At 70.0% G+C, this 25,261-nt stretch carries 26 protein-coding genes; 7 read left to right on the top strand and 19 right to left on the bottom strand.

Features of this window, described 5'->3' with window-relative positions; genetic code table 11:
- Complete coding sequence (locus ACWD3I_RS31040; RefSeq protein WP_365403292.1) at positions 1-978, bottom strand: aspartate carbamoyltransferase catalytic subunit; 978 nt, start codon at positions 976-978, stop codon at positions 1-3.
- 86 nt (positions 979-1,064) lie between these two features.
- Positions 1,065-1,640, bottom strand: a complete 576-nt coding sequence (pyrR, locus tag ACWD3I_RS31035) for a bifunctional pyr operon transcriptional regulator/uracil phosphoribosyltransferase PyrR (protein WP_365403295.1) — start codon at positions 1,638-1,640, stop codon at positions 1,065-1,067.
- 253 nt (positions 1,641-1,893) lie between these two features.
- Between pyrR and bldD the strand changes: the two genes are divergently transcribed.
- The gene (gene bldD, locus ACWD3I_RS31030) at positions 1,894-2,394 is read left to right on the top strand and encodes a transcriptional regulator BldD (RefSeq protein ID WP_067366005.1); all 501 of its coding nucleotides are present in this window, start codon (positions 1,894-1,896) and stop codon (positions 2,392-2,394) included.
- A 179-nt stretch (positions 2,395-2,573) separates the two neighbouring features.
- On the opposite strand, the gene nusB is transcribed toward bldD, so the two are convergent.
- The 9 genes from nusB to ACWD3I_RS30985 form a co-directional block, all read right to left on the bottom strand.
- Positions 2,574-3,008: a transcription antitermination factor NusB gene (gene nusB, locus ACWD3I_RS31025; RefSeq protein WP_046260054.1), complete on the bottom strand. Its 435-nt coding sequence runs from the start codon at positions 3,006-3,008 to the stop codon at positions 2,574-2,576.
- 2 nt (positions 3,009-3,010) lie between these two features.
- Positions 3,011-3,577, bottom strand: coding sequence for an elongation factor P (gene efp / locus ACWD3I_RS31020; RefSeq protein WP_046260055.1), 567 nt, complete (start codon positions 3,575-3,577; stop codon positions 3,011-3,013).
- A gap of 51 nt (positions 3,578-3,628) precedes the next feature.
- Positions 3,629-4,735: an aminopeptidase P family protein gene (locus ACWD3I_RS31015; protein WP_365403306.1), complete on the bottom strand. Its 1,107-nt coding sequence runs from the start codon at positions 4,733-4,735 to the stop codon at positions 3,629-3,631.
- Between the two features lie 152 nt (positions 4,736-4,887).
- A complete protein-coding gene (locus ACWD3I_RS31010) occupies positions 4,888-5,730 on the bottom strand; it encodes a Pro-rich N-terminal domain-containing protein (RefSeq protein WP_365403309.1) in 843 nt (280 codons plus the stop codon).
- A gap of 164 nt (positions 5,731-5,894) precedes the next feature.
- Positions 5,895-6,986, bottom strand: coding sequence for a 3-dehydroquinate synthase (aroB, locus tag ACWD3I_RS31005; RefSeq protein WP_365403312.1), 1,092 nt, complete (start codon positions 6,984-6,986; stop codon positions 5,895-5,897).
- Positions 6,983-7,498, bottom strand: a complete 516-nt coding sequence (locus ACWD3I_RS31000; protein WP_365403315.1) for a shikimate kinase — start codon at positions 7,496-7,498, stop codon at positions 6,983-6,985. The genes aroB and ACWD3I_RS31000 overlap by 4 nt, the downstream gene beginning before the upstream one ends.
- A complete protein-coding gene (gene aroC / locus ACWD3I_RS30995) occupies positions 7,495-8,679 on the bottom strand; it encodes a chorismate synthase (RefSeq protein ID WP_365403317.1) in 1,185 nt (394 codons plus the stop codon). Before aroC ends, ACWD3I_RS31000 begins: the two co-directional genes overlap by 4 nt.
- 171 nt (positions 8,680-8,850) lie before the next feature.
- Positions 8,851-9,201, bottom strand: coding sequence for a hypothetical protein (locus tag ACWD3I_RS30990; RefSeq protein WP_365403320.1), 351 nt, complete (start codon positions 9,199-9,201; stop codon positions 8,851-8,853).
- Positions 9,202-9,248: 47 nt separating this feature from the next.
- Positions 9,249-10,088 carry a shikimate dehydrogenase gene (locus tag ACWD3I_RS30985; RefSeq protein WP_365403323.1) on the bottom strand — a complete coding sequence of 280 codons (840 nt, stop codon included), beginning with the start codon at positions 10,086-10,088 and terminating at the stop codon, positions 9,249-9,251.
- Between the two features lie 175 nt (positions 10,089-10,263).
- On the opposite strand from ACWD3I_RS30985, the gene ACWD3I_RS30980 reads away from it, so the two are divergent.
- On the top strand, positions 10,264-10,503 hold the full coding sequence (locus ACWD3I_RS30980) for a hypothetical protein (protein WP_365403326.1): 240 nt from the start codon (positions 10,264-10,266) through the stop codon (positions 10,501-10,503).
- Here the strand turns inward: ACWD3I_RS30980 and mltG are convergent.
- From mltG to ACWD3I_RS30955, 5 genes are all read right to left on the bottom strand, one after another.
- Entirely contained in the window at positions 10,478-12,184 is a 1,707-nt protein-coding gene (gene mltG / locus ACWD3I_RS30975; protein WP_365403329.1) for an endolytic transglycosylase MltG, read from the bottom strand. The two genes, ACWD3I_RS30980 and mltG, sit on opposite strands and share 26 nt — an antisense overlap.
- Before the next feature lie 122 nt (positions 12,185-12,306).
- On the bottom strand, positions 12,307-12,771 hold the full coding sequence (gene ruvX / locus ACWD3I_RS30970) for a Holliday junction resolvase RuvX (RefSeq protein ID WP_266899739.1): 465 nt from the start codon (positions 12,769-12,771) through the stop codon (positions 12,307-12,309).
- 2 nt (positions 12,772-12,773) lie between these two features.
- A complete protein-coding gene (gene alaS, locus ACWD3I_RS30965) occupies positions 12,774-15,446 on the bottom strand; it encodes an alanine--tRNA ligase (RefSeq protein WP_365403332.1) in 2,673 nt (890 codons plus the stop codon).
- Positions 15,446-15,805, bottom strand: coding sequence for a hypothetical protein (locus ACWD3I_RS30960; RefSeq protein ID WP_046260066.1), 360 nt, complete (start codon positions 15,803-15,805; stop codon positions 15,446-15,448). The genes alaS and ACWD3I_RS30960 overlap by 1 nt, the downstream gene beginning before the upstream one ends.
- Before the next feature lie 9 nt (positions 15,806-15,814).
- Positions 15,815-16,249, bottom strand: coding sequence for a DUF948 domain-containing protein (locus ACWD3I_RS30955; RefSeq protein WP_365403335.1), 435 nt, complete (start codon positions 16,247-16,249; stop codon positions 15,815-15,817).
- A gap of 160 nt (positions 16,250-16,409) precedes the next feature.
- Between ACWD3I_RS30955 and ACWD3I_RS30950 the strand changes: the two genes are divergently transcribed.
- Complete coding sequence (locus tag ACWD3I_RS30950; protein ID WP_365403337.1) at positions 16,410-18,545, top strand: ATP-binding protein; 2,136 nt, start codon at positions 16,410-16,412, stop codon at positions 18,543-18,545.
- Between the two features lie 30 nt (positions 18,546-18,575).
- On the opposite strand, the gene rpsD is transcribed toward ACWD3I_RS30950, so the two are convergent.
- From rpsD to ACWD3I_RS30935, 3 genes are all read right to left on the bottom strand, one after another.
- Complete coding sequence (rpsD, locus tag ACWD3I_RS30945) at positions 18,576-19,190, bottom strand: 30S ribosomal protein S4 (protein WP_046260069.1); 615 nt, start codon at positions 19,188-19,190, stop codon at positions 18,576-18,578.
- Positions 19,191-19,506: 316 nt separating this feature from the next.
- A complete protein-coding gene (locus tag ACWD3I_RS30940; protein ID WP_365403342.1) occupies positions 19,507-20,862 on the bottom strand; it encodes a replication-associated recombination protein A in 1,356 nt (451 codons plus the stop codon).
- Between the two features lie 56 nt (positions 20,863-20,918).
- Complete coding sequence (locus ACWD3I_RS30935; RefSeq protein ID WP_365403345.1) at positions 20,919-21,575, bottom strand: vitamin K epoxide reductase family protein; 657 nt, start codon at positions 21,573-21,575, stop codon at positions 20,919-20,921.
- A gap of 146 nt (positions 21,576-21,721) precedes the next feature.
- On the opposite strand from ACWD3I_RS30935, the gene ACWD3I_RS30930 reads away from it, so the two are divergent.
- The 4 genes from ACWD3I_RS30930 to ACWD3I_RS30915 are packed head-to-tail and all read left to right on the top strand — an operon-like array spanning position 21,722 to position 25,249.
- Complete coding sequence (locus ACWD3I_RS30930) at positions 21,722-22,588, top strand: ABC transporter ATP-binding protein (RefSeq protein WP_365403348.1); 867 nt, start codon at positions 21,722-21,724, stop codon at positions 22,586-22,588.
- Positions 22,585-23,430 carry an ABC transporter permease gene (locus ACWD3I_RS30925; RefSeq protein ID WP_365403351.1) on the top strand — a complete coding sequence of 282 codons (846 nt, stop codon included), beginning with the start codon at positions 22,585-22,587 and terminating at the stop codon, positions 23,428-23,430. The genes ACWD3I_RS30930 and ACWD3I_RS30925 overlap by 4 nt, the downstream gene beginning before the upstream one ends.
- Positions 23,427-24,626, top strand: a complete 1,200-nt coding sequence (locus ACWD3I_RS30920; protein ID WP_365403354.1) for a sensor histidine kinase — start codon at positions 23,427-23,429, stop codon at positions 24,624-24,626. Before ACWD3I_RS30925 ends, ACWD3I_RS30920 begins: the two co-directional genes overlap by 4 nt.
- Positions 24,623-25,249, top strand: a complete 627-nt coding sequence (locus ACWD3I_RS30915) for a response regulator transcription factor (RefSeq protein ID WP_365403357.1) — start codon at positions 24,623-24,625, stop codon at positions 25,247-25,249. Before ACWD3I_RS30920 ends, ACWD3I_RS30915 begins: the two co-directional genes overlap by 4 nt.
- Positions 25,250-25,261: the final 12 nt, after the last annotated feature.

Below are 25,261 nucleotides of genomic sequence, written 5' to 3'. Positions count from 1 at the left end.
TTACTTCTCCTCGATACGGGTGTGGCTGACGGCGGGCTCGTTGCCACCCAGCAGCAGGTACAGAACGGCCATCCGGATGGAGACTCCGTTTGCGACCTGCTCCACGACGGTGCAGCGGTCCGAGTCGGCGACCTCGGCGGTGATCTCCATGCCGCGGACCATCGGCCCGGGGTGCATCACGATGGCGTGCTCGGGCATCTTCGCCATGCGCTCTCCGTCGAGGCCGTAGCGCCGCGAGTACTCGCGCTCGGTCGGGAAGAACGCGGCGTTCATACGCTCGCGCTGCACACGCAGCATCATCACCGCGTCGGACTTGGAGAGCGTGCTGTCCAGGTCGTACGACACCTCGCACGGCCAGGACTCGACGCCGACCGGTACCAGGGTGGGCGGGGCGACGAGGGTGACCTCGGCGCCGAGGGTGTGCAGCAGGTCGACGTTGGAGCGGGCGACCCGGCTGTGCAGGACATCGCCGACGAGCGTGATGTGCTTGCCGGACAGGTCCTGGCCGAGGCCGGCGTCCCTGCCGATGAGGCGGCGGCGCATGGTGAAGGCGTCCAACAGGGCCTGGGTGGGGTGCTGGTGGGTGCCGTCGCCGGCGTTGATCACGGCGGCGTCGATCCAGCCGGAGGTGGCGAGCCGGTACGGGGCTCCGGAGGCGCCGTGCCGGATGACGACGGCGTCGACGCCCATGGCCTCCAGGGTCTGGGCGGTGTCCTTGAGGGACTCGCCCTTGGACACGCTCGACCCCTTGGCCGTGAAGTTGATGACGTCCGCGGAGAGGCGCTTCTCCGCGGCTTCGAAGGAGATACGCGTGCGCGTGGAGTCCTCGAAGAACAGGTTGACGATCGTGCGGCCGCGCAGGGTCGGCAGCTTCTTGATCGGCCGGTCGGCGACCCGGGCCATCTCCTCGGCGGTGTCGAGGATCAGGACGGCGTCGTCGCGGGTGAGGTCGGCGGCCGAGATGAGATGACGCTGCATCTGTCAGGCTCCGTAACGAAGTTCAGGTCGGGAGATTCCGGGCAAGACGGTGCGCGCGTACGACGGAGCCGTACGCCTGCGGCTTGCTACTGGGTCTGCTTGGCACCGAGCAGCACGGTGTCGCGACCGTCCTCCTCGGCGAGCAGGACCTTGACCGTCTCCCGCAACGACGTGGGGAGGTTCTTGCCGACGTAGTCGGCGCGGATGGGCAGTTCGCGGTGGCCGCGGTCGACGAGGACCGCGAGCTGCACCGCGCGCGGACGCCCGATGTCGTTCAGGGCGTCGAGGGCGGCGCGGATGGTGCGGCCGGAGAAGAGCACGTCGTCGACGAGGACGACGAGGCGGCCGTCGATGCCGTCACCGGGGATCTCGGTGCGGGCCAGCGCACGCGGCGGGTGCATGCGCAGATCGTCCCGGTACATGGTGATGTCGAGCGAACCGACCGGAATCTTGCGCTCGGTGATCTCCTCGAGTTTGGCGGCGAGCCGCTGGGCGAGGAAGACGCCGCGGGTCGGGATGCCGAGGAGCACCACGTCGTCAGCGCCCTTGGCGCGTTCGACGATCTCGTGGGCGATGCGGGTCAACACGCGTGCGATGTCGGGGCCTTCGAGAACGGGCCGGGCATCGGACGGTGCGTCCTGCTGGTTGTCCTGCTTGTCCATATGAAACGGACCTCCTTCTCCGCCTCACGGGACGGACCTTAAAGGACGTCGGAATTGCGCCATCCACGGTAGCAGGCCGAGACGACCACCCCGTTCACCCCCTTGGCCTAATCGGCCACCACGCGCACGGAAAGGTCGGTGTGGACCATTCGGCTTGACGCACAAGAGTCACGCTGCGTAACCTCACAGTGAGTTACCAGACGCGCGGCAGGAAACAACCCCAGTCGCGTCGATCCAGTGTCCGGGGAGCTATATGTCCAGCGAATACGCCAAACAGCTCGGGGCCAAGCTCCGGGCCATCCGCACCCAGCAGGGCCTTTCCCTCCACGGTGTCGAGGAGAAGTCCCAGGGACGCTGGAAGGCGGTCGTGGTCGGTTCGTACGAGCGTGGCGACCGTGCCGTGACCGTGCAGCGTCTCGCCGAGTTGGCGGATTTCTACGGCGTACCCGTCCAGGAACTGCTGCCGGGCACCACGCCGGGCGGTGCCGCGGAGCCGCCGCCGAAGCTGGTCCTGGACCTGGAGCGGCTGGCCCATGTGCCGGCCGAGAAGGCGGGCCCCCTGCAGCGCTACGCCGCGACGATCCAGTCGCAGCGCGGTGACTACAACGGCAAGGTGCTCTCGATCCGCCAGGACGACCTGCGCACACTCGCCGTCATCTACGACCAGTCGCCCTCGGTCCTCACCGAGCAGCTGATCAGCTGGGGCGTCCTGGACGCCGACGCGCGTCGCGCGGTCTCCCACGACGAGGGCTGAGTCGCTTCCAGCCTCAGCAGAAACGTGCCGCCGGGGTGGCCGGAACTTCACGGTTCCGGCCACCCCGGCGGCTTTCTGCGGCCCTCGGGGGCCTCAGGGGCACCGGGATGCCAGAGGGCCCGCAGCAGTCACGCTGCGGGCCCTCTGGCATGTCGTACCTCTGGCGACCTGGCGGCCTCCTACGCCTCGTCGCGACGCAGAGACGGCTTCAGGTCCTTGAAACGGCCCAGCAGGCCGTTCACGAACGCCGGCGACTCGTCCGTGGAGAACTCCTTCGCCAGCTGCACCATCTCGTCCAGCACGACGGCGTCAGGGGTCGCGTCGACCCAGATCAGCTCGTGCGCGCCGAGACGCAGGATATTGCGGTCCACGACCGGCATCCGGTCGAGTGTCCAGCCGACCGAGTACTGCGCGATCAGCTCGTCGATGCGCTTCGCGTGCTCCGCGTAGCCCTCGACCAACTGCATCGTGTACTCGCTGACCGGCGGCTGCCGGGTGTCGTCCCGGGACAGCCGGATCCAGTCCGCGAGGACCGTCAGGACATCGACGCCGCGCTGGTCGCCCTCGAAGAGGATCTGGAAGGCGCGCTTGCGGGCCGTGTTGCGGGCAGCCACGGTTAGCTGTTCACCCGGCCGAGGTAGTCGCTCGTGCGGGTGTCGACCTTGATCTTCTCACCGGTGGTGATGAAGAGCGGCACGTTGATCTGGTGACCGGTCTCCAGGGTGGCGGGCTTGGTGCCACCGGTGGAGCGGTCGCCCTGCAGGCCCGGCTCGGTCTCCTGGACGACGAGCTCGACGGCGGCCGGCAGCTCGACGAAGAGCACCTCGCCCTCGTGCTGCGCGACGGTGGCCGTGAAGCCCTCGATGAGGAAGTTCGCGGCGTCGGCGACCGTCTTGCGGTCGATCATCAGCTGGTCGTAGGTCTCCATGTCCATGAAGACGAAGTACTCGCCGTCCATGTACGAGAACTGCATGTCGCGCTTGTCGACAGTGGCCGTCTCGACCTTGACGCCGGCGTTGAACGTCTTGTCGACGACCTTGCCGGACAGCACGTTCTTGAGCTTGGTGCGCACGAAGGCCGGGCCCTTGCCGGGCTTGACGTGCTGGAACTCGACGACGGACCAGAGCTGGCCGCCTTCGAGCTTGAGCACAAGGCCGTTCTTGAGGTCGTTCGTGGAAGCCACGGTTGCGGAATCTCCTGGACTGACGTGGACGACCCCGGCGCACGCACCTGACTAGAGGGCGAGCAGCTCCTTGGTCGTGATGGTGAGTAGCTCGGGTCCGCCGTCCGCCTCGGGGCGTACGACGAGCGTGTCATCGATCCGGACACCGCCCCGGCCCGGGAGGTGGACCCCCGGTTCGACGGTGACCGGCACGCAAGCGTCCAGTTTACCCATGGCTGCGGGGGCCAGCTGCGGGTCCTCGTCGATTTCGAGTCCCACGCCGTGTCCGGTCAGGGCCGGAAGGGCCTCCGAGTACCCTGCGGAGTCCAGTACCTGCCGTGCCGCACGGTCCACATCACGGTAGGCCGCGCCAGGTGCGAGAGCCTCCCGTCCGGCCCTCTGGGCAGCGAAGACGAGGTCGTACAGCTCGATCTGCCAGTCGGCCGGCGATGTACCGATCACGAATGTACGACCGATCTCACAGCGGTAGCCACGGTACGTCGCCCCGAGGCACACGGAGAGAAAGTCGCCCTCCTCGACGCGGCGGTCGGTGGGGCGGTGGGCCCGTCGGCCGGAGTTCGGGCCGGTGGCGACGGAGGTGGGGAAGGCGGGGCCGTCGGCGCCGTGGTCCACGAGGCGCCGCTCCAGTTCCAGAGCCAGGTGCCGTTCGGTGCGGCCGACGAGGATGGACTCCAGGAGCTCCCCCAGGGCCTGGTCGGCGATCTCCGCGCCGATCCGGAGACAGGAGATCTCCTCCTCGTCCTTGATGATCCGGAGCTGCTCGCAGGCTCCGCCGAGGTCGGTGAGCCGCAGGCGCGGGACGACCGAGCGCAGGGCTCTGTGCCGGGCGACGGTGAGATGGTGCTCCTCCACCGCGAGGGAATCGCCGCCCTGTGCGGCGGCGAGGTCACCGGCCGCGACGGCGGGATCGCCTCCGGCGCCGGGGAGTGTGTGCAACGTCAGCGCCTCGTCCGGGCGGCCGTCCGAGGGACGGTCGTCCGGTGGGCCGGAGCACACCAGCAGGTCCTCGGTCTTGCCGAGGAGCAGGACGGCGCCGAGCGGGGCTGCGCCCGCGAGGTAGCGCACGTTGGCGGGGCGGGAGATGAGGGCCGACGTACTGCCGACCGCGTTGCAGCGTTCCCTCAACCTTGTGCGGCGGGCCGCGTAGACCTCTGACATGACACGAGCGTAGGAGCGGTGTCTGGTTTATGCCGGTTGGGAGGGTGCCGTTCGGGGGACGGGTGCCTCTACCGGTTGTGTGCCGACCGACGGTGCGTGGGGGCTGGTCGCGCAATTCCCCGCGCCCCTTGGGTGGGTCCGGGCGCCTCTGACTACCAGCTCGGGGGGCTTGCGATCGATCGTGCCAGCACGTCGTCCAGCACCCGCGCCGTCTGCGGTACGTCCAACTGTGAATTGTCGATGATCGGCAAGCCCGAGCCGTACCAGCCCGCCATACGGCCGTGGATGCGGGCCACCTCCTCGTCCGTGAGACGGCGGTTGCCGGAGCGTTCCGCGTTGCGTTCCAGGACGATCTCCAGGCCCGGCAGCAGGACCACCGGCAGCAGCCCCGGACCCACGTGCCGCTTCCAGCCGCCGAGGCCCACGACCGGGCGGTCCGGGAAGACGGCGTCGTCGAGGATGCAGGAGATGCCGTTGGCGAGGAAGTTGCGGGCGGCGAAGCCGCAGGTGCGGCGGGCGAGGCGGTACTGGGCCTCGGAGTGGTCGTTCCAGCCGGACTGGGGGTCGGCGAAGCCCGAGCGGACCCATTCGCGGACGTCGTCGAGGCTGATGTGGGCGGTGGGAACCCTGCGGTGGTCCGCCCAGTACTTGGCGACGCTCGTCTTGCCGGCTCCCGCCGGGCCGATCAGCAGCACCGCGAGGGTCGTACCTGCGGGGTCGGGCGCTACCGCGGCGGGCGGGGTCACGGGGACTCCGAAGGGGCCGCCGGGGGGCAGCGGTACATGGCCGGTGGTGTCCGGGGCCGGAGGGACCGGCGGGTGGGGAGGCTGTGGGGCGAAGCCCGGGGCCGGAGGCGGCGGGGGCACCGAGGCGGAAGCCTGGTGCGCACCCGGGTGGTGGGAACCCGGGTGGTGTGCGGCCGGCGACCAGCCGACGGCCGGTCCGTGCCCCGGCTGGTGGGGCGGCGGCAGCGGAGAACCCACTGCGTGCTGCATCCGGTGCCACTCCGTCTCGTACAGGCAATTGGCGCTGGCAGCAGGGTACGAACCCCGCTCCTTACCGAACGGTACCGTCCCCGGCCGCCGTTTGGTGAACGGCCGGGGACGACCCTAAGTGCCCGTGCCCGTAAGGCAAATCGGACGGACGGCTCCTGTACGGACTACTCGCCCACCTCGCCGTACGCGGCGAGCAGCACGGCCGGGTCGGGACCCTCCAGGACGGTGGGCTTGCCCAGTCCGTCCAGGACGATGAAGCGCAGCAGGTCGCCGCGGGACTTCTTGTCGACCTTCATGTTCTCCAGCAGCTTGGGCCACTGGTCGTAGCGGTAGTGCAGCGGCAGACCGACGGACTCCAGGACCGTGCGGTGACGGTCCGCCGTGGCGTCGTCCAACCGCCCCGCGACACGGCCGAGTTCGGCCGCGAAGTGCATGCCCACGGCGACGGCGGCGCCGTGCCGCCACTTGTACCGCTCGTTCTTCTCGATGGCGTGGGCCAGCGTGTGACCGTAGTTGAGGATCTCCCGCAGCCCCGACTCCTTCAGGTCCGCGGAGACGACCTCGGCCTTGACCCGGATGGCACGCTCGATCAGCTCGGACGTGTGCGGGCCCGCCGGGGTGCGCGCGGCCTCGGGGTCGGACTCGATGAGGTCCAGGATCACCGGATCGGCGATGAAACCGGCTTTGATGATCTCCGCGAGTCCGGAGACGTAGTCGTTGACCGGCAGGGAGTCCAGCGCGGCCAGGTCGCACAGCACACCTGCCGGCGGGTGGAAGGCACCGACGAGGTTCTTGCCCTCGGCGGTGTTGATGCCGGTCTTGCCGCCGACGGCCGCGTCCACCATCGCCAGGACGGTGGTGGGGATCGCGATCCAGCGCACACCGCGCAGCCAGGTCGCGGCCACGAAACCGGCCAGGTCGGTGGTCGAGCCGCCGCCGACGCCCACGACGACGTCGGTACGGGTGAAGCCGGACTGGCCCAGCGCCTTCCAGCAGTAGGCGGCGACCTCGGCGGTCTTGGCCTCCTCGGCGTTGGGCACCTGGATGGCGACCGTCTCGAAGCCCTGCCCGGCGAGGTCGGCCCGCAGCGCCTCACCGGTCTCGGCGAGCGCCTCGGGGTGGACGACCGCGACCCGCTTGGCCTTGGGACCGATCAACGCGCCGAGCTCGCCCAGGAGTTGACGGCCCACCAGAACCTCGTACGGCTCGCTGCCCGCGGTGCCGCCGACCTGGATCCGCGTCGCTGCCTCGCTCATGCTTCCTTCAACTCCAGTGCGTCCAGGGCGGCTTGGGTGACTTCTTCGGGCGTACGGCCGTCCGTGGCGACGACCGCGGTGGCGACCCCCTCGTAGAGGTGCCGCCGTGCCTCCATCAGCTCGCGCCACTGCTTGCGCGGGTTGACCGCGAGCAGCGGACGGGCCGCGTTGAGGCCGGTGCGCTGGACCGCCTCCTCGACGTCCATCGAGAGGTAGACGACCCGCTGCCCGGCGAGGAGCGCGCGCGTGGCCTCGTCGAGGATCGAGCCGCCGCCGAGGGCGAGGACACCCTCGTGCTCGGCGAGCGCCTTGCTCACGGCGGCCTTCTCGATCGCCCGGAAGACCGGCTCACCCTCGTCGACGAAGATCTCGGCGATGGTCCGGCCCTGCTCGGCGACGATGTCGTCGTCGGTGTCCCGGTAGCCGACGCCCAGCCGCTCGGCCAGCAGCTGCCCGACGGTGGACTTGCCCACGCCCATCGGACCGACCAGCACCACCTGCGGACGGGTCATCGGATGGCCAGGTTCTCGAGGTACGACCGGACGTTCCGGCGGGTCTCGGGCACCGAGTCGCCGCCGAACTTCTCCGCCACCGCGTCCGCGAGGACCAGGGCGACCATGGCCTCGGCGACGATGCCCGCGGCGGGCACCGCGGAGACGTCGGAGCGCTGGTGATGGGCCTGGGCCGCCTCGCCGGTGGTGACGTCCACGGTCTGGAGGGCGCGCGGGACGGTCGCGATCGGCTTCATCGCGGCACGTACGCGCAGCAGCTCGCCCGTGGTCAGACCGCCCTCGGTGCCGCCGGAGCGGCCGGAGACGCGGCGGATGCCCTCGGGGGTGTTGACGATCTCGTCGTGCGCCTTGGAGCCGGGCACTCGCGCCAGCTCGAAACCGTCACCGAGCTCGACGCCCTTGATGGCCTGGATACCCATGAGCGCACCGGCCAGCCGGGCGTCCAGCTTGCGGTCCCAGTGCACATGCGAGCCGAGGCCCACCGGGACGCCGTAGGCCAGGATCTCGACCACGCCACCGAGGGTGTCGCCGTCCTTGTGGGCCTGGTCGACCTCGGCCACCATCGCCTTCGACGTGTCCGCGTCCAGGCAGCGCAGCGGGTCGGCGTCCAGCTTCTCGACGTCGGCCGGGGTCGGGTACACACCCTGCGGGGCCTTCACGGAGCACAGCTCGACGACGTGGCTGACGATCTCGATGCCGGCCGTCTCCTTGATGTACGACCGGGCCACCGCACCCAGCGCCACACGCGCCGCGGTCTCGCGGGCGGAGGCGCGCTCCAGGATCGGCCGGGCCTCGTCGAAGCCGTACTTCTGCATGCCGGCGAGATCGGCGTGGCCGGGGCGCGGGCGGGTCAGCGGCGCGTTGCGCGCGAGTCCGGCCAGGATCTCCGGGTCGATGGGGTCGGGAGCCATGACCTGCTCCCACTTGGGCCACTCGGTGTTGCCCACCATGATCGCGACCGGGGAGCCGAGGGTGAGGCCGTGCCGGACACCACCGAGGAAGGTGACCTCGTCACGCTCGAACTTCATCCGCGCGCCGCGTCCATAACCGAGGCGGCGCCGGGCGAGGTGGTCCGCCACCATCTCCGTGGTGATCGGCACGCCGGCGGGAAGGCCCTCCAGCGTCGCGACGAGTGCGGGGCCGTGGGACTCCCCCGCGGTCAGCCAGCGCAACCTGCTCAACGGTGCTCCTCAGTGCTCGCGCCCTCGTACTGCCCTGCGTACACGCGTCCTCGCGTACGGCAATGGCGCGACCGGGTGCGCGGCCCCGGCCCGCCACCTTCGATCCTCCCATGTCCGGCACGCTCCTCCCGCCGCTGGTCCATCAGGCGGACGGATGCACACCGGAACGGCTCAGACGGAGCCGTTCCCCTGCCGGTTCTGCGGCGCGTAGGCCCCCAGGAAGTCGGCACCGTTCTGCTGGGCGGGCGCCTGCTGCGCCGGGGCCGGCTGCTGCTGGGGCGCGTACGCACCGAGATAGTCGGCGCCGCTGCGCTGCCCGTACCGCGCCGCCGCGTGGACCGGCTGCCCGTTGCGCACGGCACGCCGGTAGTCGATCTTCCGCTTGAGCTTGACACCCCAGGACACGAGCACCACGAGCACGACCAGGGCGATCACCGTGATCTGCACCCAGTCGGGCATGAACTTCAGTACGGCCTCGAATATCTCGCTCTTGCCTGATGCCAGCTGCATGCCTGCGGACACGTCTGTACTCCCCTCCCGGTTCCGCCCCCTGCGGAACCCGGAGGATCCTAGCGGCCGGACAGCGCGTGCTCGCCCGCTTTTCGCATGGCCGCCAGCGGGGCCCTGGCACAGCCCGTCATCTGCTCGACCTGGAGCACCGCCTGGTGCACCAGCAGGTCGAGTCCGCTGACCACGGCCCCGCCGAACATGGACCAGCGGGCCGCGAGTTCGGTGGGCCACGGCTCGTAGAGCACGTCGAAGAGGGTCGTGGGCCGCTCGGGTACGGCGGCGGCCAGGGCGTCCGTCGTGCCGGCCGGGGTGGTGGCGATCACCAGGGGGTGGTGCAGCGCGTCGGCGGCGTCGGTCCAGTCCTCGGTACGCACGTCGACGTCGAGGCGTTCGCCCCACTGCCGCATCTCGGCGGCCCGGGCCTCGCTGCGGACGTAGACGACGACCTCACCGGCGCAGACCCGGGCCAGCGCGGCCAGCGCGGAGGACGCGGTGGCGCCCGCGCCGAGGATCGCGGCGGAGTCCACCTGTTCGATGCCGTGCTCGCGCAGGGCGGCGACCATCCCGGGGATGTCGGTGTTGTCGCCGACCCGGCGGCCGTCCTCGGTGAACACGAGGGTGTTGACCGCCTCGACCGAGGCGGCGGTCTCGCTGACCTCGTCGAGCAGCGGGATGACGGCCCGCTTCAGCGGCATGGTCAGCGACAGCCCGGCCCACTCCGGCCCCAGTTCCGCGACGAACCCGGGCAGCGCGGCCTCATCGACGTCGAACCGGTCGTAGGACCAGTCCGTGAGCCGCAGTTCCTCGTACGCGGCGCGGTGCAGCACCGGCGAGAGGGAATGGACGATGGGCGAACCGAGCACGGCGGCCCGGCGGGCGTCAGTGGCCCGAGCTGTCATTGAACCTGTCCTTGAGCCTCGCGAATCCGCCCTGCGGCGCCTGCGGATTCGGTCCGTGTCCCGACATCGGCCCCCAGTCGAACAATTATCCGAAAATCACCACTCGGCGTCCGGAAACCCGCTGTCTGACGACCCTTCCGGATCGTATCGTCCCTCGCGTCTTGATCCTTTGTCAGTGAGGACACCGAGCAACCCCGTCAACGTCGGCATCCGTGCCGAGGGCGGCACCTGGATCAAGGACCCCGGCAACTACGACTCCTACGCCGGTCCCGTGCACCTGAAGGCCGCGGGCAAGTGCGTGCAGTACATGGGGTCGACCCGCTGGTGGAGCTCTTCGCTCCGTACGGTCGGGCCCGGGGGCGGACATCCGCCGCGGGGCCCGACCGTTGTCAGTCCTCGTTCCTCGACGCGTTGAACTGCTGGACCAGCTTGTCGTGCTCCGCGAGCGTCTTGGTGAACTTGCTGGTCTTGCCGTCCAGCGAGATGAAGTAGTACCAGCCCTGCTTCGTCGGGTTGAGCGCTCCCTTGAGCGCCTCCGCACCGGGGTTGTCGATGGGCCCGGGGGGCAGCCCCTTGACGTAGTACGTGTTGTACGGGTTGTTGTACTGCTTCAGCTCGGCGATCGTCAGGTCGATCTTGCTCTGGTTCTTGACGTAGTTGTACGTGGAGTCGAACTCCAGGGAGCCGTACGTCTGCGGGTTCCCGGGCTTGAGCCGGTTGTAGACGACCTCGGCCATCTTGCGGAAGTCGTCGTGGCTGGTGCCCTCGGCCTGCGCGAGACTCGCCACGGTGAGCAGTTCCCAGGGGCCGTCAAGGCCCAGGCCCTCGGCCTTCTTCTCCAGGCCGAGCTCCTCGTACGTGTCGTTCGCCCGGGCGACCATCTCCTTGAGGACGGTCTCCGGCTTCTGCCCCTTGCTGGCCGCGTAGGCGGAGGGGTAGAGGAACCCTTCGAGCGGGTCCTTCAGATCGGAGTGGCCGAGCGCCCAGTCGGGGAGCCCGAATTCCTTGTACTTCTGCTTCGCGACCTTCGCCGTGGTGCCCTTGTCGAGGTCGAGGCGCTTGTCGATCGCCTCGTAGACCTTTGAATTGCGTTGGCCTTCGGTGACGATCAGGTTGTTCTTGCTCTTGGGGTCGAGCATCAGCGCCACGGCGCTCTCGGCGGACATCTCCTTGTTCAGGAGGTAGGAGCCGGCCTGGATGCTGCCCGAGTTGTCGTTCTGGGTGAACGCGGACACGAACGCGTCCACGCTCTTCACGACGCCGGCCTTCTCAAGGAGCCGCCCGATCTCCGCGCCGTTGGCACCTTTCGGGACGGTGACGGCCACCGTCGAACTCGTTCCGTCGCCCGCGAAGTCCGGAGCCGAAGAGAAACGATCCTGGTAGAACTGATAGCCGAAATAGCCCACGCCACCGACCCCGCCACCGAACACCAGCAGGACCACCAGGCACGCGCAGCCACTGCGCCGCTTCTTCGGCTTCTTGCCGCCGCGGCCCCTGCGGTCGCCGCGTCCGCCCTGGTCGTCGGTGTCCTCGGCATCGTCCTCGTCGTCACCGCCGCCCGCGAAGAAGGCGTGTTCGCCCTGGTCGGGGCCGGGATCCCAGTCCGCCCGCTGCGGTTCCGGCTCGGTGCGCCGGCGGCTCGGCGGCTCCGGCGGCGGGTAGGCGTCGGGGGTGCCGTAGTAGTCAGGCTGGTCCCCGGTGCCGTACGCGGCGGCCTGCTGGCCGTACGGGTCCGACGGGTCCGTGTACTGGACATGCGTGTGCGTCCCGGTGCCCCAGCCGTTGTTGTCGTACTGCTGCTGATGCTGCTGGGGCGCGTACTGCTGCTGGTCGTAGTTCTGCTGCGGGTCGTACTGCTGCTGGTCGTACTGCTGCTGGTACTGCTGCTGCGCCTGACCGTAATCGGCCTGCTGGCCGTTGCCCCAGTCGCCGTACTCCGGCTGCTGCGGCTGCTGCGGATAGTGCTGCGGCTGGCCGCCGTAGGCAGCTTGATGGCCGACCTGGCCCTGCTGCCCTTCCCATCCGCCGTCCCCGTAATACGGGTCCTGCGGATGCCACGGTTCGGAGCCTTCCTGGCCCCGGCCATACTCAGTCATCGATCCCCTAGAGCCGCGAGGCGGCGGTCGCGCGGCTTGTGGCCCGGCATCAGTTCCGCCTCTCTCTGTGCGGCATCTGTTCGAACAGCGCCGCAGTCGCGCGGAACGTTACCGTATCGCGATCAGATGACCACTTCGACGCTCTCTCCGGGTGCTTTACCTGACACCCGTTCGGATTCGAGCGCCTGCTGGAGGATGATCACAGCGGCGGCCTGGTCGATGACGGAGCGGCCCTTCTTGGATTTCACGCCCGAGGCGCGCAGTCCCTGGCTGGCCGTCACGGTCGTCATCCGCTCGTCGACCAGGCGAATCGGTATCGGCGCGATGCCCTTGGCGAACTCCTGGGCGAAGGCCCTGACCTTGACCGCGGCCGGGCCCTCACCCCCCTTGAGGGAGCGAGGGAGTCCGACCACGACCTCGATCGGCTCGTACTCCTCGACGATCTGCTTCAGCCGTCGATGGGCGGCCGGGACGTCCCGGCCGGGGACCGTCTCCACCGGAGTGGCGAGGATCCCGTCGGGGTCGCACGAGGCGACCCCGATCCGGGCGTCCCCGACGTCGATGGCGAGCCGACGGCCTCTGCGCATCGTCACTTCGCGGTGTCCGTGACCAGACGCTCGACGGCCTCGACGGCCTCGCCGATCGCGGCCGCGTTCTGGCCGCCGCCTTGGGCGACGTCCGGCTTGCCGCCACCGCCGCCGCCGAGGGTCTTGGCGGCCGTACGGACCAGGTCGCCGGCCTTGAGACCGCGCTCGCGGGCGGCCTCGTTGGTGGCGATGACGGTGAGCGGCTTGCCGTTGACCGTGGTGAACAGCGCCACGACCGCGGCCCGGCCGCCCTGGATGCGGCCGCGTACGTCGAGGACCAGCTTGCGCAGGTCGTCGGCGGTGGTGCCGTCCGGGACCTGACCGGTGACGAGGGCGATACCGCGGACGTCCTTGGCGGACTCCGCGAGACCGCCCGCGGCCTGCAGGACCTTCTCGGCGCGGAACTTCTCGATCTCCTTCTCGGCGTCCTTCAGCTTGCCGAGCATGGCGGAGACCTTCTCCGGGAGCTCCTCCGGGCGACCCTTGATCAGCTCCTGGAGCTGGGCGACGACCGTGTGCTCACGGGCGAGGAAGTTGTAGGCGTCGACACCGACGAGGGCCTCGATACGGCGCACACCCGAGCCGATCGAGGACTCGCCGAGCAGCTTGACCAGGCCGAGCTGCGAGGTGTTGTGCACGTGGGTGCCGCCGCACAGCTCCTTGGAGAAGTCGCCGATGGTGACGACGCGGACGCGCTCGCCGTACTTCTCGCCGAACTCGGCGATGGCGCCCTGCTTCTTGGCCTCGTCGAGGCTCAGGATCTCGGCGTGCACATCGAGGTCGCGGGCGAGCACCTCGTTGATCTTCTGCTCGACGTCCGTCATCACGGCCGTGGGAACGGCGGACGGGGAGCCGAAGTCGAAGCGGAAACGGCCGGGCTGGTTCTCGGAACCGGCCTGGGCGGCCGTCGGGCCGAGCGCGTCGCGAAGGGCCTGGTGGGTGAGGTGGGTGGCCGAGTGGGCGCGGGCGATGGCCGTGCGGCGGCGGAAGTCGATCGAGGCCTGGGCCTTGGCCCCGACCGTGACCTCGCCGAACTGCACGACGCCCTTGTGGACGTACACCCCCGGGACCGGCTTCTGGCAGTCGCGGATCTCGATGACGGCACCGGAGTCGACCTTGATCTTGCCGGTGTCGCCGATCTGGCCGCCGCCCTCGGCGTAGAACGGGGTGCGGTCCAGGACGATCTCGACCTCGTCGCCCTCGGTGGCGGCCGGGGAGGAGGCGCCGTCGACGAGGATGCCGACGATCGTGGACTCGCTCTCGGTGTCCGCGTAGCCGATGAACTCGGTCTCGCCGGCCTTGTCCGCGATCTCGCGGTAGGCGCCGGCGCCGGCGTGGCCGGTCTTCTTGGCCTGCGCGTCGGCCTTGGCGCGCTCCCGCTGCTCCTTCATCAGACGGCGGAAGCCGTCCTCGTCCACGGACAGCCCCTGCTCGGCGGCCATCTCGAGGGTGAGGTCGATCGGGAAGCCCCAGGTGTCGTGGAGCAGGAACGCCTTGTCGCCGGCGAGGACCTTGCCACCGGAGGCCTTGGTCTCGGTGACGGCGGTGTCGAGGATGTTGGTGCCGGCCTTCAGCGTCTTGACGAAGGCGTTCTCCTCGGCCAGGGCGACCTTCTCGATGCGCTCGCGGTCGGAGACGAGCTCCGGGTACTGCTGGCCCATCATCTCGATCACCACGTCGATCAGGTCCTTGACGACCAGACCCGTGGCACCGAGGAGGCGCATGTTGCGGATGGCGCGGCGCATGATGCGGCGCAGGACATAGCCGCGGCCCTCGTTGCCGGGAGTCACGCCGTCGCCGATGAGCATCACCGACGTGCGCATGTGGTCGGTGACCACGCGCAGGGAGACGTCCGAGTCGTGGGCGTCGCCGTAGGCCACGCCGGTCAGCTCGGTGGCCTTCTTGATGACGGCCATGGAGGTGTCGATCTCGTACATGTTCTGCACGCCCTGCAGAATCATCGCGAGCCGCTCGAGGCCGAGGCCCGTGTCGATGTTCTTGCTGGGGAGCTCGCCGAGGATCTCGAAGTTGTCCTTGCCGATGCCCTCGCCACGCTCGTACTGCATGAAGACGAGGTTCCAGATCTCCACGTACCGCTCGTCGTTGACGGCGGGGCCGCCCTCGACGCCGAACTCGGGGCCGCGGTCGTAGTTGATCTCGGAACAGGGGCCACAGGGTCCGGGGACGCCCATGGACCAGTAGTTGTCCTTCATGCCGAGGCGCTGGATGCGCTCCTTCGGCACCCCGACGACCTCGTGCCAGATGCGCTCTGCCTCGTCGTCCTCGAGGTAGACGGTGATCCAGAGCTTCTCCGGCTCCAGGCCGTAACCACCCTTGTCCTGGGGGCTGGTGAGCAGCTCCCAGGCGTACTTGATGGCGCCTTCCTTGAAGTAGTCGCCGAAGGAGAAGTTGCCGCACATCTGGAAGAACGTGCCGTGCCGGGTGGTCTTGCCGACCTCTTCGATGTCGGGCGTGCGGACGCACTTCTGCACGCTGGTCGCGCGCGCCCACGGCGGCTTGACCTCACCGAGGAAGTAGGGCTTGAAGGGGACCATGCCGGCGGGGACCAGGAGCAGAGTCGGGTCGTCCGCGATGAGCGACGCCGAAGGGACGACGGTGTGACCGCGCTCCTCGTAGAAGCTCAGCCAGCGGCGGCGGATCTCGGCCGACTCCATCAGTGGTCCTCGTTTCGGTTGTACGGGTACGTCCGGTACGTCGATCCCTCGACGTACTTCGGGTTGTTGCGGTTCTCGATGGCGGCGTGCCGCCGGGGTGCGGGGAGTTCGGGGTCGACCGGGGCGTTCAGCCCGAGTGCGTCACCCAGTTCTTCCTCCCGCTGGGCCATGTTGTCGCGGACGTCGAGCGCGAAACCCACCGCGCGGTCCTTGATGCGGTGACCGGCCTCGAGCGCCTTGTTCGCCGCGGTCGCGGCGAGGCTCTCGGGGGTCAGCTGCCTCAGCTTGCGGTTGACCTTGGTGGTGGCCCACACACCGGCGGCGACGCCCGTGCTGAACCAGAACGTACGGCGGAACATCGCTAGGTCTCAGTCCTTCTTCCGCTTGCTCCGTCGTGACGCCGGAACGGTGCGGCCCACGATCACGGTACGCCGGGGTGCCTTCGCGGGCACATCGTCCTTGCGTCCGCTGACCGCGCGGCGCACGCCGTAGCCGAAGGCCGCGACCTTGACCAGGGGGCCGCCGAAGGTGGAGGCGACGGTGGTGGACAGCGCGGAGGCGTTGGAGGTGACCTCCTGGACGTCCGAGGCGATCGCGTCCACCCGGTCGATCTGGGTCTGCGCGGAGCGGACCGCCGAGGAGGCGTCCGCCAGGAGCGGGACGGCCTGGTCGGTCACGTCCGCCACCAGCTTGGTGGTCGCCCTGAGCGTCTGGGCCAGCCTCGCCAGCGCGACGGCGAGGAAGGAGACCAGGATCGCCCAGAAGACGGCCACCAGGATCCCGGCCACCTCGCCACCGGACACTGCGCACCCGCTCCCTGTACGTGCCTGAACATCGAAAAAGTCGTGCGGTGAGCCTATCGCGCCGCGGGCGGGCCTCCGCACCGGATTACCGTGCGCGCGAGGGCCGCGTCGCACGGGGCGATTGTACGGACCGAACACGCTTCAGTACGCTCCGTGTTCCATGCGTGACGATCGGCTCTGCGACGGCAACCTCCCCCTCGAACTGGACGCGTTCGTGGGCCGCTCGGCCGAACTCGCCGCACTCTCCCTGGCCCTGGAGAGCTCTCGGCTGGTGACCGTGACCGGCGCCGGCGGCATCGGCAAGTCCCGGCTGGCGGCACGGGCGGCGTTGCGGGACGGGGCGTGGCGGGTCGAGCTGGCGTCGGTGCGCGATCCGGAGTTCGTCGACTTCGCGGTGGTGGAGGCGCTGGGGCTGACCGACCACACCACACGGCTGCCGCGCGAGATCCTGCTCGCACACCTGGCGCGGCCGGGGCGTGAACTCCTGCTGGTTCTCGACGGGTTCGAGCACCTGGTGGACGTCTGCGCCGAGCTGGTGACCGATCTGCTGCACCGGGCGCCGGGGCTCAGGGTGCTCGCCGTGGGCCGCCGCCCGCTGTCCGTGGCGGGCGAGCGGGTGTTCGCCCTGGAGCCGCTCGCCGAGGCCGAGGCCGTGGAGCTCTTCGTGGACCGGGCGGGCCGGCAGGGCCTGTCCGTCGCCGCGGATCCCGACGTACGGGAACTGTGCCGACGCCTCGACGGCATCCCGCTCGCCGTCGAGCTGGCCGCGGGGCGGCTGCGGGCCCTGTCCCCCGGTCAGTTGCTGGAGCGGCTCGACGACCGGTTCCGGCTGCTGACCGGCGGTGGACGGGACACGCTGCCCCGGCATCGGACGCTGCGTACGGCGATCGGCTGGAGCCATGAGCTGTGCACGCCGCAGGAGCGGCTGCTGTGGTCACGACTCTCGGTGTTCGCCGGGCCCTTCGACCTGGAGGCCGTGGAGTACGTGTGCAGCGGCAACGGGCTGGCCGAGCAGGACGTTCTCGATGTGCTGACGGAGCTGCTCACGCAGTCCGTGGTCGGGCGCGAGGAGTCCGCGACGGGCGTGCGCTACCGGATGCTGGACACGGTCCGGGCGTACGGCGCCGAGTGGCTGGAGGCGACCGGGGACGCGGAGCGGCTGCGGCGACGGCACCGCGACTGGTACCTGGGCCTGGCGACCTGGTGCGAGCTGGACTGGTTCTCCCCGCGGCAGACCGAGGTGGCCGCCCGCGTCGACGCGGAGCTGCCGAATCTGCGCAGCGCCCTGGAGCACTGTCTCGGCGACCCGGACGAGGCGCATCTGGGCCAGTACCTGGCGGGTTCGCTCTGGTTCTACTGGGTCGGCTGCGGACGGCTGTCGGAGGGCCGGCACTGGCTGGAGCAGGCCGTGCGGCTGGAGTCCGACAACGAACTGTCCCGGCTCAAGGCCCTGTGGGTGCTCGGCTACGTCGCGATCCTGCAGGGCGACACGGTGCCGGCGCTGGCCGCGCTCCATGAGTGCCGGGAGGAGGCGGAGCGCTCCGCGAACCCGACGGCGGTGGCGTACGCCGAGCACCGCACCGGCTGTCTGGCCCTGGTCAGCGACGACATGGCCCGCGCGGAGACGCTGCTGCGTTCGGCGCTGGAGCGTTACCGGGAGATCGGCGAGCTCAACAGCAACGTCCTGATGGGTCAGGTCGAGCTGGCGATGACGCGGGCGTTCCAGGGCGACCTGCCGGAGGCGGTGCGGCTGTGCCAGGACGTCCGAAGGGTCTGCGAGGACCACGGCGAGGGCTGGACCAGGTCGTACGCACTGTATGTGCTGGCGTACGCGGCCTGGAGCGAGGGCGATCCGGCGGCGGCCCGCACGCTGCTGACCGACTGTCTGGGCGCCGCCCACGCCTTCCACGATCTGCTCGGCTCGGTGCTGACGATCGAACTGCTGGCCCTGGTCACGGCGGCCCAGGGCGACTCGGCGGAGGCCGCTGTCCTGCAGGGCGCCGCCGCCTCGATGTGGCCCTCGGTGGGCCTGCCGCTGTTCGGCTCCGCCTACTACAACGCGCCGCACGAGCTGTGCGAGGCGACGGCCCGCGAGGACCTGGGCGACGAGCGGTACGCGGAGTGCGTGCGGACAGGGGGCCGGCTCGGCCGGGACGCGGCCGTGGCCCGGGCGCTGGGGCGGAGTCCGAAGGCACTGCCCGCACCGCGCGGAGCGGCCCGGCACGCTCAGGGTGGCGTCGCCATGCAGCAGCCCGCCGCCTCGCCCACCCGGAAGGGTGGGGAGACGGCGGGCTGAGGTGGTGCGTGTCCTACGTCCGGCTGGTGATCAGCGGGCGTAGTACTCGACGACGAGCTGCTCGTCGCAGATCACCGGGATCTCCTTGCGGTTCGGCTCGCGGTCCAGGCGGAACGCCAGGGCGCCGAGGTTCACCTGGAGGTAGCGCGGGGTCTCACCGTCGGGGGCGAACCCACCGGCACGGGACACCTCGAACAGCGTCTTGCTGCGGCTGCGCTCGCGGACCATCACGACGTCGTCGGGACGGACGCGGAACGACGGCTTGTCGACCTTGCCGCCGTTGACCTCGATGTGGCCGTGGACGACCATCTGGCGGGCCTGGTAGATCGTGCGGGCGATGCCCGAACGCAGGACCAGCGCGTCGAGACGGCGCTCGAGCTCGATGATCAGGGCCTCACCGGTCTTGCCCTGCACCTTGGAGGCACGCTCGTAGGCGCGGACGAGCTGGCGCTCGGACACGTCGTACTGCGCACGCAGACGCTGCTTCTCGAGCAGACGGACCTTGTAGTCCGAGTTCTGCTTGCGGCCACGGCCGTGCTCACCCGGGGGGTAGGGACGGGCCTCGAAGTACTTGACGGCCTTCGGGGTCAGCGCGATGCCGAGGGCACGCGACTTCTTGACCTTGGGGCGGGACTGATTCGCCACTTGATCTTCCTTGTCTGTTTCTACGGCTCGTCAGGGTTGAGGGAGGTCGCATCCGCAGCCGGGGAAACCCTCCGGGTCCGTTGCCGGGCCTGATGGGCAGCCGCTCCCCTGGTCTGGGCACATACGTGCAACACGCGAGTGGCCCACCGACCGGTCCCGTCATACGACGAGTGGTGGTGGGCTGCCCGCGACACCAATCGAACGGTGCGCGACGCTCCTGGAACCGATCCGAGGACTGGGTCCTCTGACTGGCTCCGGCTGACTGTCCTGTTCTGACTGCACAGGACGCAGCACTCCGAGGGAGTCTACAGGGCGCTCAGGACCGCTTGCGACCGAGGTGGTTCCTCGTCCACTCCACCGCGTCCGCGTACCGCGCCTCGGCGCCGTGCCTGGTCGGCGCGTAGTACTCGCGGTCCTTGAGGGCGTCCGGGGCGTACTGCTGCTCGGCGATGCCCTCGGGCAGATCGTGCGGATACACGTACCCCTGCGCGTGGCCGAGCTTGGCGGCGCCCTTGTAGTGCCCGTCGCGCAGGTGGGGCGGCACGGATCCGGCCAGTCCCTTGCGTACGTCCTCCATGGCGGCGCCGATCGCCGTCGTCGCGGCGTTGGACTTGGGGGCCAGCGCGAGGGCGATGGTGGCGTGGCTGAGGGTCAGGGCCGCCTCGGGGAAGCCGATCATGGCGACGGCCTGGGCGGCCGCGACCGCGATCGGCAGCGCCTGGGGATCGGCCAGGCCGATGTCCTCGCTGGCGGAGATCATCAGGCGGCGGGCGATGAAGCGGGGGTCCTCGCCGGCCTCGATCATCCGGGCCAGGTAGTGCAGCGCGGCGTCGACGTCCGAGCCCCGGATGGACTTGATGAGGGCGCTGGCCACGTCGTAGTGCTGGTCGCCGTCGCGGTCGTACTTCACGGCCGCGCGGTCGACCGTCTCCTCGAGCGTGGTGAGGGAGACCTCCGCCTCACCCTTGTCGAGCGCGGCCCCGGCGGCGGCCTCCAGAGCCGTCAGGGCCCGGCGGGCGTCGCCACCGGCGATCCGCAGGAGGTGGTCCTCGGTGTCCTCGGGGAGGGTGACGGCGTCCTTGAGACCGCGGTCGTCGCCGAGCGCCCTGCGCAGAAGCCCGCGGAGATCGTCGTCCGTGAGGGGTTCGAGGGTCAGCAGGAGCGAGCGGGACAGCAGCGGGGAGATCACCGAGAAGTACGGGTTCTCGGTGGTCGCCGCGATCAGGGTGACCCAGCGGTTCTCGACGGCCGGGAGGAGGGAGTCCTGCTGGGCCTTGCTGAAGCGGTGGATCTCGTCGAGGAAGAGGACGGTCTCCTTGCCGTACCCACCGGTGGCACGGCGGGCTCCCTCGATGACCGCGCGGACCTCCTTGACGCCCGCGGTGATCGCCGACAGTTCGACGAAGCGCTTGTTGGTGGCCTTGGAGACGACGTAGGCGAGGGTCGTCTTGCCGGTGCCGGGCGGACCCCACAGGATCACCGAGGACGGGCCCGCCGGGCCGCCCGTGCCCTCGCCGACCAGGCGGCGCAGGGGCGAGCCGGGCCTCAGCAGATGCTGCTGGCCCATCACCTCGTCGAGGGTGCGCGGACGCATCCGCACCGCCAGGGGACTCCCGGCGGGGTCCTTCTCCTGGCGCTCTTCGGCGGCTGCGGTGAACAGGTCGGGCTCCACGTCAAGAACCCTAATTCACCGCACTGACAATCCCGTCGGCGCCCGTGCAGGCCGGGTCAGCTGGTCCAGAAGTCCCACCAGCGCGTCAGGATCAGCATGCCGATGATCCCGATGTGCAGAACCGGCAGCACCCAGGTGAACTCGCCGAAGAAGCTCTTCAGCCAGCGCGGGGCGGGCAGGAAGCCGTTGCGCACGTTGAACGAGGTCACGTACCAGAACATGATGATCGTCGCGACCCAGGCCAGGGAGCACCACAGGCACAGCGCGTTGATCCGGTACAGCGACTGGAACATCAGCCAGGCGCAGAAGGAGACTCCGAAGAGGGTGCCGGCGTTGAAGGTCAGCCAGTACCAGCGCGGGAAGCGGGCGCGGGCCAGCAGGCTCATGCCGACGCCGATGACGATGCCGTAGGCGACGAGGCCGAGCACCGGGTTGGGGAACCCGAAGACGGCGGCCTGCTTGGACTCCATGACGCTGCCGCAGGAGACGACGGGGTTCAGACTGCAACCCGGGGTGTAGCTCGTGCCCGCGACCTTGGCCTCGAGCAGCTTGAACTTGTCGATCGTGATGACCCACGCGGCGAGCAGGCCGGCCGCGCCGGTGAGCAGCAGCATGATGGCGAAGGCACGACTGCCACCCACCAGCCGTGGCTCAGCGGCCGTCCGCTCCGGCTCGGGCTCGGTGGAGACGTCTTTGACTGTGGTCTTGCTCATCACGCCGATTCCGTCTGCTTGAGAGTTGGACCTTCTTCGGGCAGGGGCCATTGTGCCGTACACGGGCCCGTGTCCACCGTTCGGTGGACATAAGGAAGTACGCCTGGTCGTCCCTGAGCGTTCGGTTCCGGTCGAAGCTCGAGGGCATGACAACACACGCGAACGAACTCGCGGTGGACGTACGGGGGCTGCGCAAGCAGTACGGCGACGTGATCGCGGTCGACGGCATCGATCTCGGCATCGGCAGGGGCGAGGTGTTCGGCCTGCTGGGGCCCAATGGCGCGGGCAAGAGCACGACGTTGGAGATCCTCCAGGGCAACCGGAGCCGGGACGCGGGCGAGGTCCGGGTGCTCGGCGCGGATCCGGCGAAGGGCACGCGTGCGTGGCGCTCACATGTCGGAATCGTCTGGCAGGACGAATCGGCGCCCGCCGAGTTGACGGTCCGCGAGACCGTACGGCACTTCGCCCGCTACTACCCGAAGCCGCGTGACCCGGAGGAGGTCATCGGTCTGGTGGGTCTCCAGGCGAAGGCGGGCAGCCGGATCAAGGCCCTGTCGGGCGGGCAGCGCCGCCGCCTCGATGTGGCGCTCGGCGTGATCGGCGGTCCCGAGCTGCTGCTCCTGGACGAACCGACGACCGGCTTCGACCCGGCGGCCCGGCGCCAGTTCTGGGACCTGATCCGCTCCCTGTCCGACGAGGGCACGACCATCCTCCTCACCACGCACTACCTGGAGGAGGCGGAAGCCCTGGCCGACCGGCTCGCCGTGGTGACCGCGGGGCGGATCGTCGCCGAGGGCCGCCCGGCCGCCCTGCGGGACCGGTACGGCACCGAGGCCACCGTCGAATGGACCGAGCCGGACGGCACGCCGCGCACCGAGCGGACTCTCACTCCGACCCGCACGGTCGCCGAGCTCACGCACCGCTTCGACGGCGAGATCCCGGGGCTGCGGGTCAGCCGCCCCACGCTGGAGGACATCTACCTCCGGCTGACCGGACAGGAGGACGCACGATGACCACGACTGCCGTACGGACACGCGCGGACGCGGTCGCCGAGCGGTTGCCCGGCGCGTTCGGCATCGGCCTCCAGCGGGGAGCCCTGGAACTCAGGCAGTTCTTCCGCCAGCGCGACCAGGTGGTCTTCACCTTCGCCTTCCCGGTCGTCTTCCTGTTCCTGTTCGCGTCGATCTTCAGCGACGACGTGAAGGGCGCCGGCATCACGGCCTCGCAGCTCTACGTCCCCGCGATGATGGCCGCCGGCATCATGTCGACGAGCTTCCAGTCCCTCGGCATCTCGATCGCCATCGAGCGCGACGAGAAGGTGCTGCGCCGGCTCCGGGGCACCCCCGTCCCGCCGGCCTCGTACTTCCTCGGCAAGATCTGGCTGGTTCTGGTCACCGGCCTGATGGAGACGGCGATCCTGCTGCTCGTCGGCACGACGCTGTACGACGTCGATCTGCCCTCGGACGCCACGCACTGGTTCCACTTCACCTGGATCTTCGTCCTCGGACTGACGGCGTGCGCCCTGCTCGGCATCGCGATCAGCTCGGTCCCGAAGTCCGGCAAGAGCGCGACCTCCGTGGTCGTACTGCCCTTCCTGGTCCTCCAGTTCATCTCCGGGGTGTACATCGCGATCGACACCATCCCGGACTGGATGCTGAACATCGGTGCCCTGTTCCCGCTGAAGTGGATGTGCCAGGGTCTGCGCGGGGTGTTCCTGCCGGACTCGGCGCAGGTCCTCGAACAGGCCGGCGGCTGGGAGTTCGGCCGTGTCGCCCTGGTCCTGGGGGCCTGGTGCATCGGAGGATTGGTGCTGTGCCTGTTGACCTTCCGGTGGAAGAACCGGCGCGACGGATGAGGATCCCCTCCGAGTCGGCGGGCGCCTACACCTGGGACCGCTCGTTCCGGCTCTGGGACACGTACTTCGCGCTGATCTGGCTGGCCACCTCGGTGTTCGTGCTCGGCACGGACTTCCCGGGGTGGCCGGTCCGTGCGACGGCGGCGGCGCTGCTCGTGCCGTTGATCCCGCTGTACGTCGTGGTCGGGCGCCCTGTCCTGCGGGGCGATCCGCCGGACGAGCGCCGGGCGTTGGTCTTCCTGGCGGTCACGATGGCGCTGTTCCTGCCGTCGGCGGTGCTGGTCGGCGAGACACGGCTGATGACGTTCGCGCTCGTGCCGCCGTGCTTCATGGCGCTGCGCGTCCGATGGGCGCTGGGGGCCGTGGCCGTCATCAACCTCGTGCCCGTGGTGGGCTGGGCGCTGCTGTGGTGGCCGAGCGACCAGGACGTCTTCTTCAACTCGACGTTCGCGGTCGTCACCTTCGTCTTCTCGGCGGCCGTCGGCAGCTGGATCATCCGGATCATCGAGCAGAGCCAGGAGCGGGCCGAGCTGATCGCGGAGCTGGACGCGAGCCGGCACGAGGTGTCGCGGCTGTCGGCGGCGCACGGGGCGCAGGCCGAGCGGGAGCGGATGGCCCGGGAGATCCACGACACGCTCGCCCAGGGCTTCACCAGCCTGCTGATGCTCGTCCAGGCGGTCGAGGCCGAGCTGGAGTGCGACGTGCCGCAGGCCCGCCGGCATCTGGCGCTCATGGAGGGGACGGCCCGGCAGAATCTCGCCGAGGCACGCGCCCTGGTCGCCGGGTCGGCACCGGTGGACCTGGACGGCGCCGCGCTCCCCGACGCGCTGCGTCGACTCGCCGCCCGCCATGCGGCGACGCTGGAGGTGACGGGCCCGGTGCGGCCGTCGCCTGCCGGGGCCGAGGTGGTGGCCCTGCGCTCCTGCCAGGAGGCGTTGTCGAACGCCCGTAAGCACGCCGGGAGTTCGGCGGTCGTCGGGATCGCCCTGGCGTACGCCGAGGAGACACTGACCGTGTCCGTACGGGACGACGGCCGCGGTTTCGACCCCTCGGCCGTGACCGACGGCTATGGGCTGGCGGGGCTGCGCGCCCGGGCCGCCGAGGTCGGCGGGACCGCCCGGGTGGACAGCGCCCCCGGTGCCGGCACGACGGTCACCGTCCGGCTGCCCGTACCGCCTGTGAGGAGCTCATCGTGATCCGGATCATCCTGGCCGACGACCACCCCGTCGTACGGGAGGGGTTGCGGGCCATGCTGAGCGCGGAGCCGGACCTGGAGGTGGTCGCCGACGCGTCCAGCGGCCCCCAGGCGGAGGCGCTGGCGGCGGAGCTCCGCCCCGACATCGTGCTGATGGACCTGCGGATGCCCGGTGGCGGGGGCGTGGACTCGATCGAGCGGATGACCGCGGCCGGACTGGGCTGCCGGGTGATCGTCCTGACCACGTACGAGACGGACCGCGACATCCTGCGGGCCGTGGAGGCGGGGGCGGCGGGCTACCTGCTCAAGGACCTGCCCCGTGGGGAGTTGGCGGAAGCGGTACGGGCCGCCGCACGCGGCGAGACCGTACTGGCGCCGTCGGTGGCGGCTCGGCTGGTGGACCAACTGCGGACCAGGCCGGAACGTCCACGCCTGTCCGAGCGCGAGACGGCTGTGCTGCGGCTGGTGGCGGAGGGGTGCACGAACGCGGAGATCGGGCGACGGCTGTACATCGGGGAGTCGACGGTGAAGACCCATCTGCTGCGGGTCTTCGGCAAGTTGGGGGTGGACGACCGGACGGCGGCGGTGACGAGTGCGATGCGGTTCGGGTTGCTCGACCAGTGACGAAGGTGCCGG

Source organism: Streptomyces sp. NPDC002817, from assembly GCF_053592055.1.
The sequence above is the reverse complement of the archived record's forward strand: the minus strand, read 5'-3'. Positions and strand labels throughout refer to the sequence as shown.

What these genes read in the sequence shown, in the direction of transcription:
- ACWD3I_RS30920 (WP_365403354.1), top strand. Translation starts at nt 23,427, where the DNA reads ATGAGGATCCCCTCCGAGTCGGCGGGCGCCTACACCTGGGACCGCTCG.
- ACWD3I_RS30930 (WP_365403348.1), top strand. Translation starts at nt 21,722, where the DNA reads ATGACAACACACGCGAACGAACTCGCGGTGGACGTACGGGGGCTGCGC.
- bldD (WP_067366005.1), top strand. Translation starts at nt 1,894, where the DNA reads ATGTCCAGCGAATACGCCAAACAGCTCGGGGCCAAGCTCCGGGCCATC.
- ACWD3I_RS30925 (WP_365403351.1), top strand. Translation starts at nt 22,585, where the DNA reads ATGACCACGACTGCCGTACGGACACGCGCGGACGCGGTCGCCGAGCGG.
- ACWD3I_RS31010 (WP_365403309.1), bottom strand. Translation starts at nt 5,730, where the DNA reads ATGCAGCACGCAGTGGGTTCTCCGCTGCCGCCGCCCCACCAGCCGGGG.
- ACWD3I_RS31000 (WP_365403315.1), bottom strand. Translation starts at nt 7,498, where the DNA reads ATGACCCGTCCGCAGGTGGTGCTGGTCGGTCCGATGGGCGTGGGCAAG.
- alaS (WP_365403332.1), bottom strand. Translation starts at nt 15,446, where the DNA reads ATGGAGTCGGCCGAGATCCGCCGCCGCTGGCTGAGCTTCTACGAGGAG.
- ACWD3I_RS30950 (WP_365403337.1), top strand. Translation starts at nt 16,410, where the DNA reads ATGCGTGACGATCGGCTCTGCGACGGCAACCTCCCCCTCGAACTGGAC.
- ACWD3I_RS30985 (WP_365403323.1), bottom strand. Translation starts at nt 10,088, where the DNA reads ATGACAGCTCGGGCCACTGACGCCCGCCGGGCCGCCGTGCTCGGTTCG.
- aroB (WP_365403312.1), bottom strand. Translation starts at nt 6,986, where the DNA reads ATGAGCGAGGCAGCGACGCGGATCCAGGTCGGCGGCACCGCGGGCAGC.
- ACWD3I_RS31015 (WP_365403306.1), bottom strand. Translation starts at nt 4,735, where the DNA reads ATGTCAGAGGTCTACGCGGCCCGCCGCACAAGGTTGAGGGAACGCTGC.
- ACWD3I_RS31040 (WP_365403292.1), bottom strand. Translation starts at nt 978, where the DNA reads ATGCAGCGTCATCTCATCTCGGCCGCCGACCTCACCCGCGACGACGCC.
- pyrR (WP_365403295.1), bottom strand. Translation starts at nt 1,640, where the DNA reads ATGGACAAGCAGGACAACCAGCAGGACGCACCGTCCGATGCCCGGCCC.
- ruvX (WP_266899739.1), bottom strand. Translation starts at nt 12,771, where the DNA reads ATGCGCAGAGGCCGTCGGCTCGCCATCGACGTCGGGGACGCCCGGATC.
- ACWD3I_RS30935 (WP_365403345.1), bottom strand. Translation starts at nt 21,575, where the DNA reads ATGAGCAAGACCACAGTCAAAGACGTCTCCACCGAGCCCGAGCCGGAG.
- mltG (WP_365403329.1), bottom strand. Translation starts at nt 12,184, where the DNA reads ATGACTGAGTATGGCCGGGGCCAGGAAGGCTCCGAACCGTGGCATCCG.
- ACWD3I_RS30960 (WP_046260066.1), bottom strand. Translation starts at nt 15,805, where the DNA reads ATGTTCCGCCGTACGTTCTGGTTCAGCACGGGCGTCGCCGCCGGTGTG.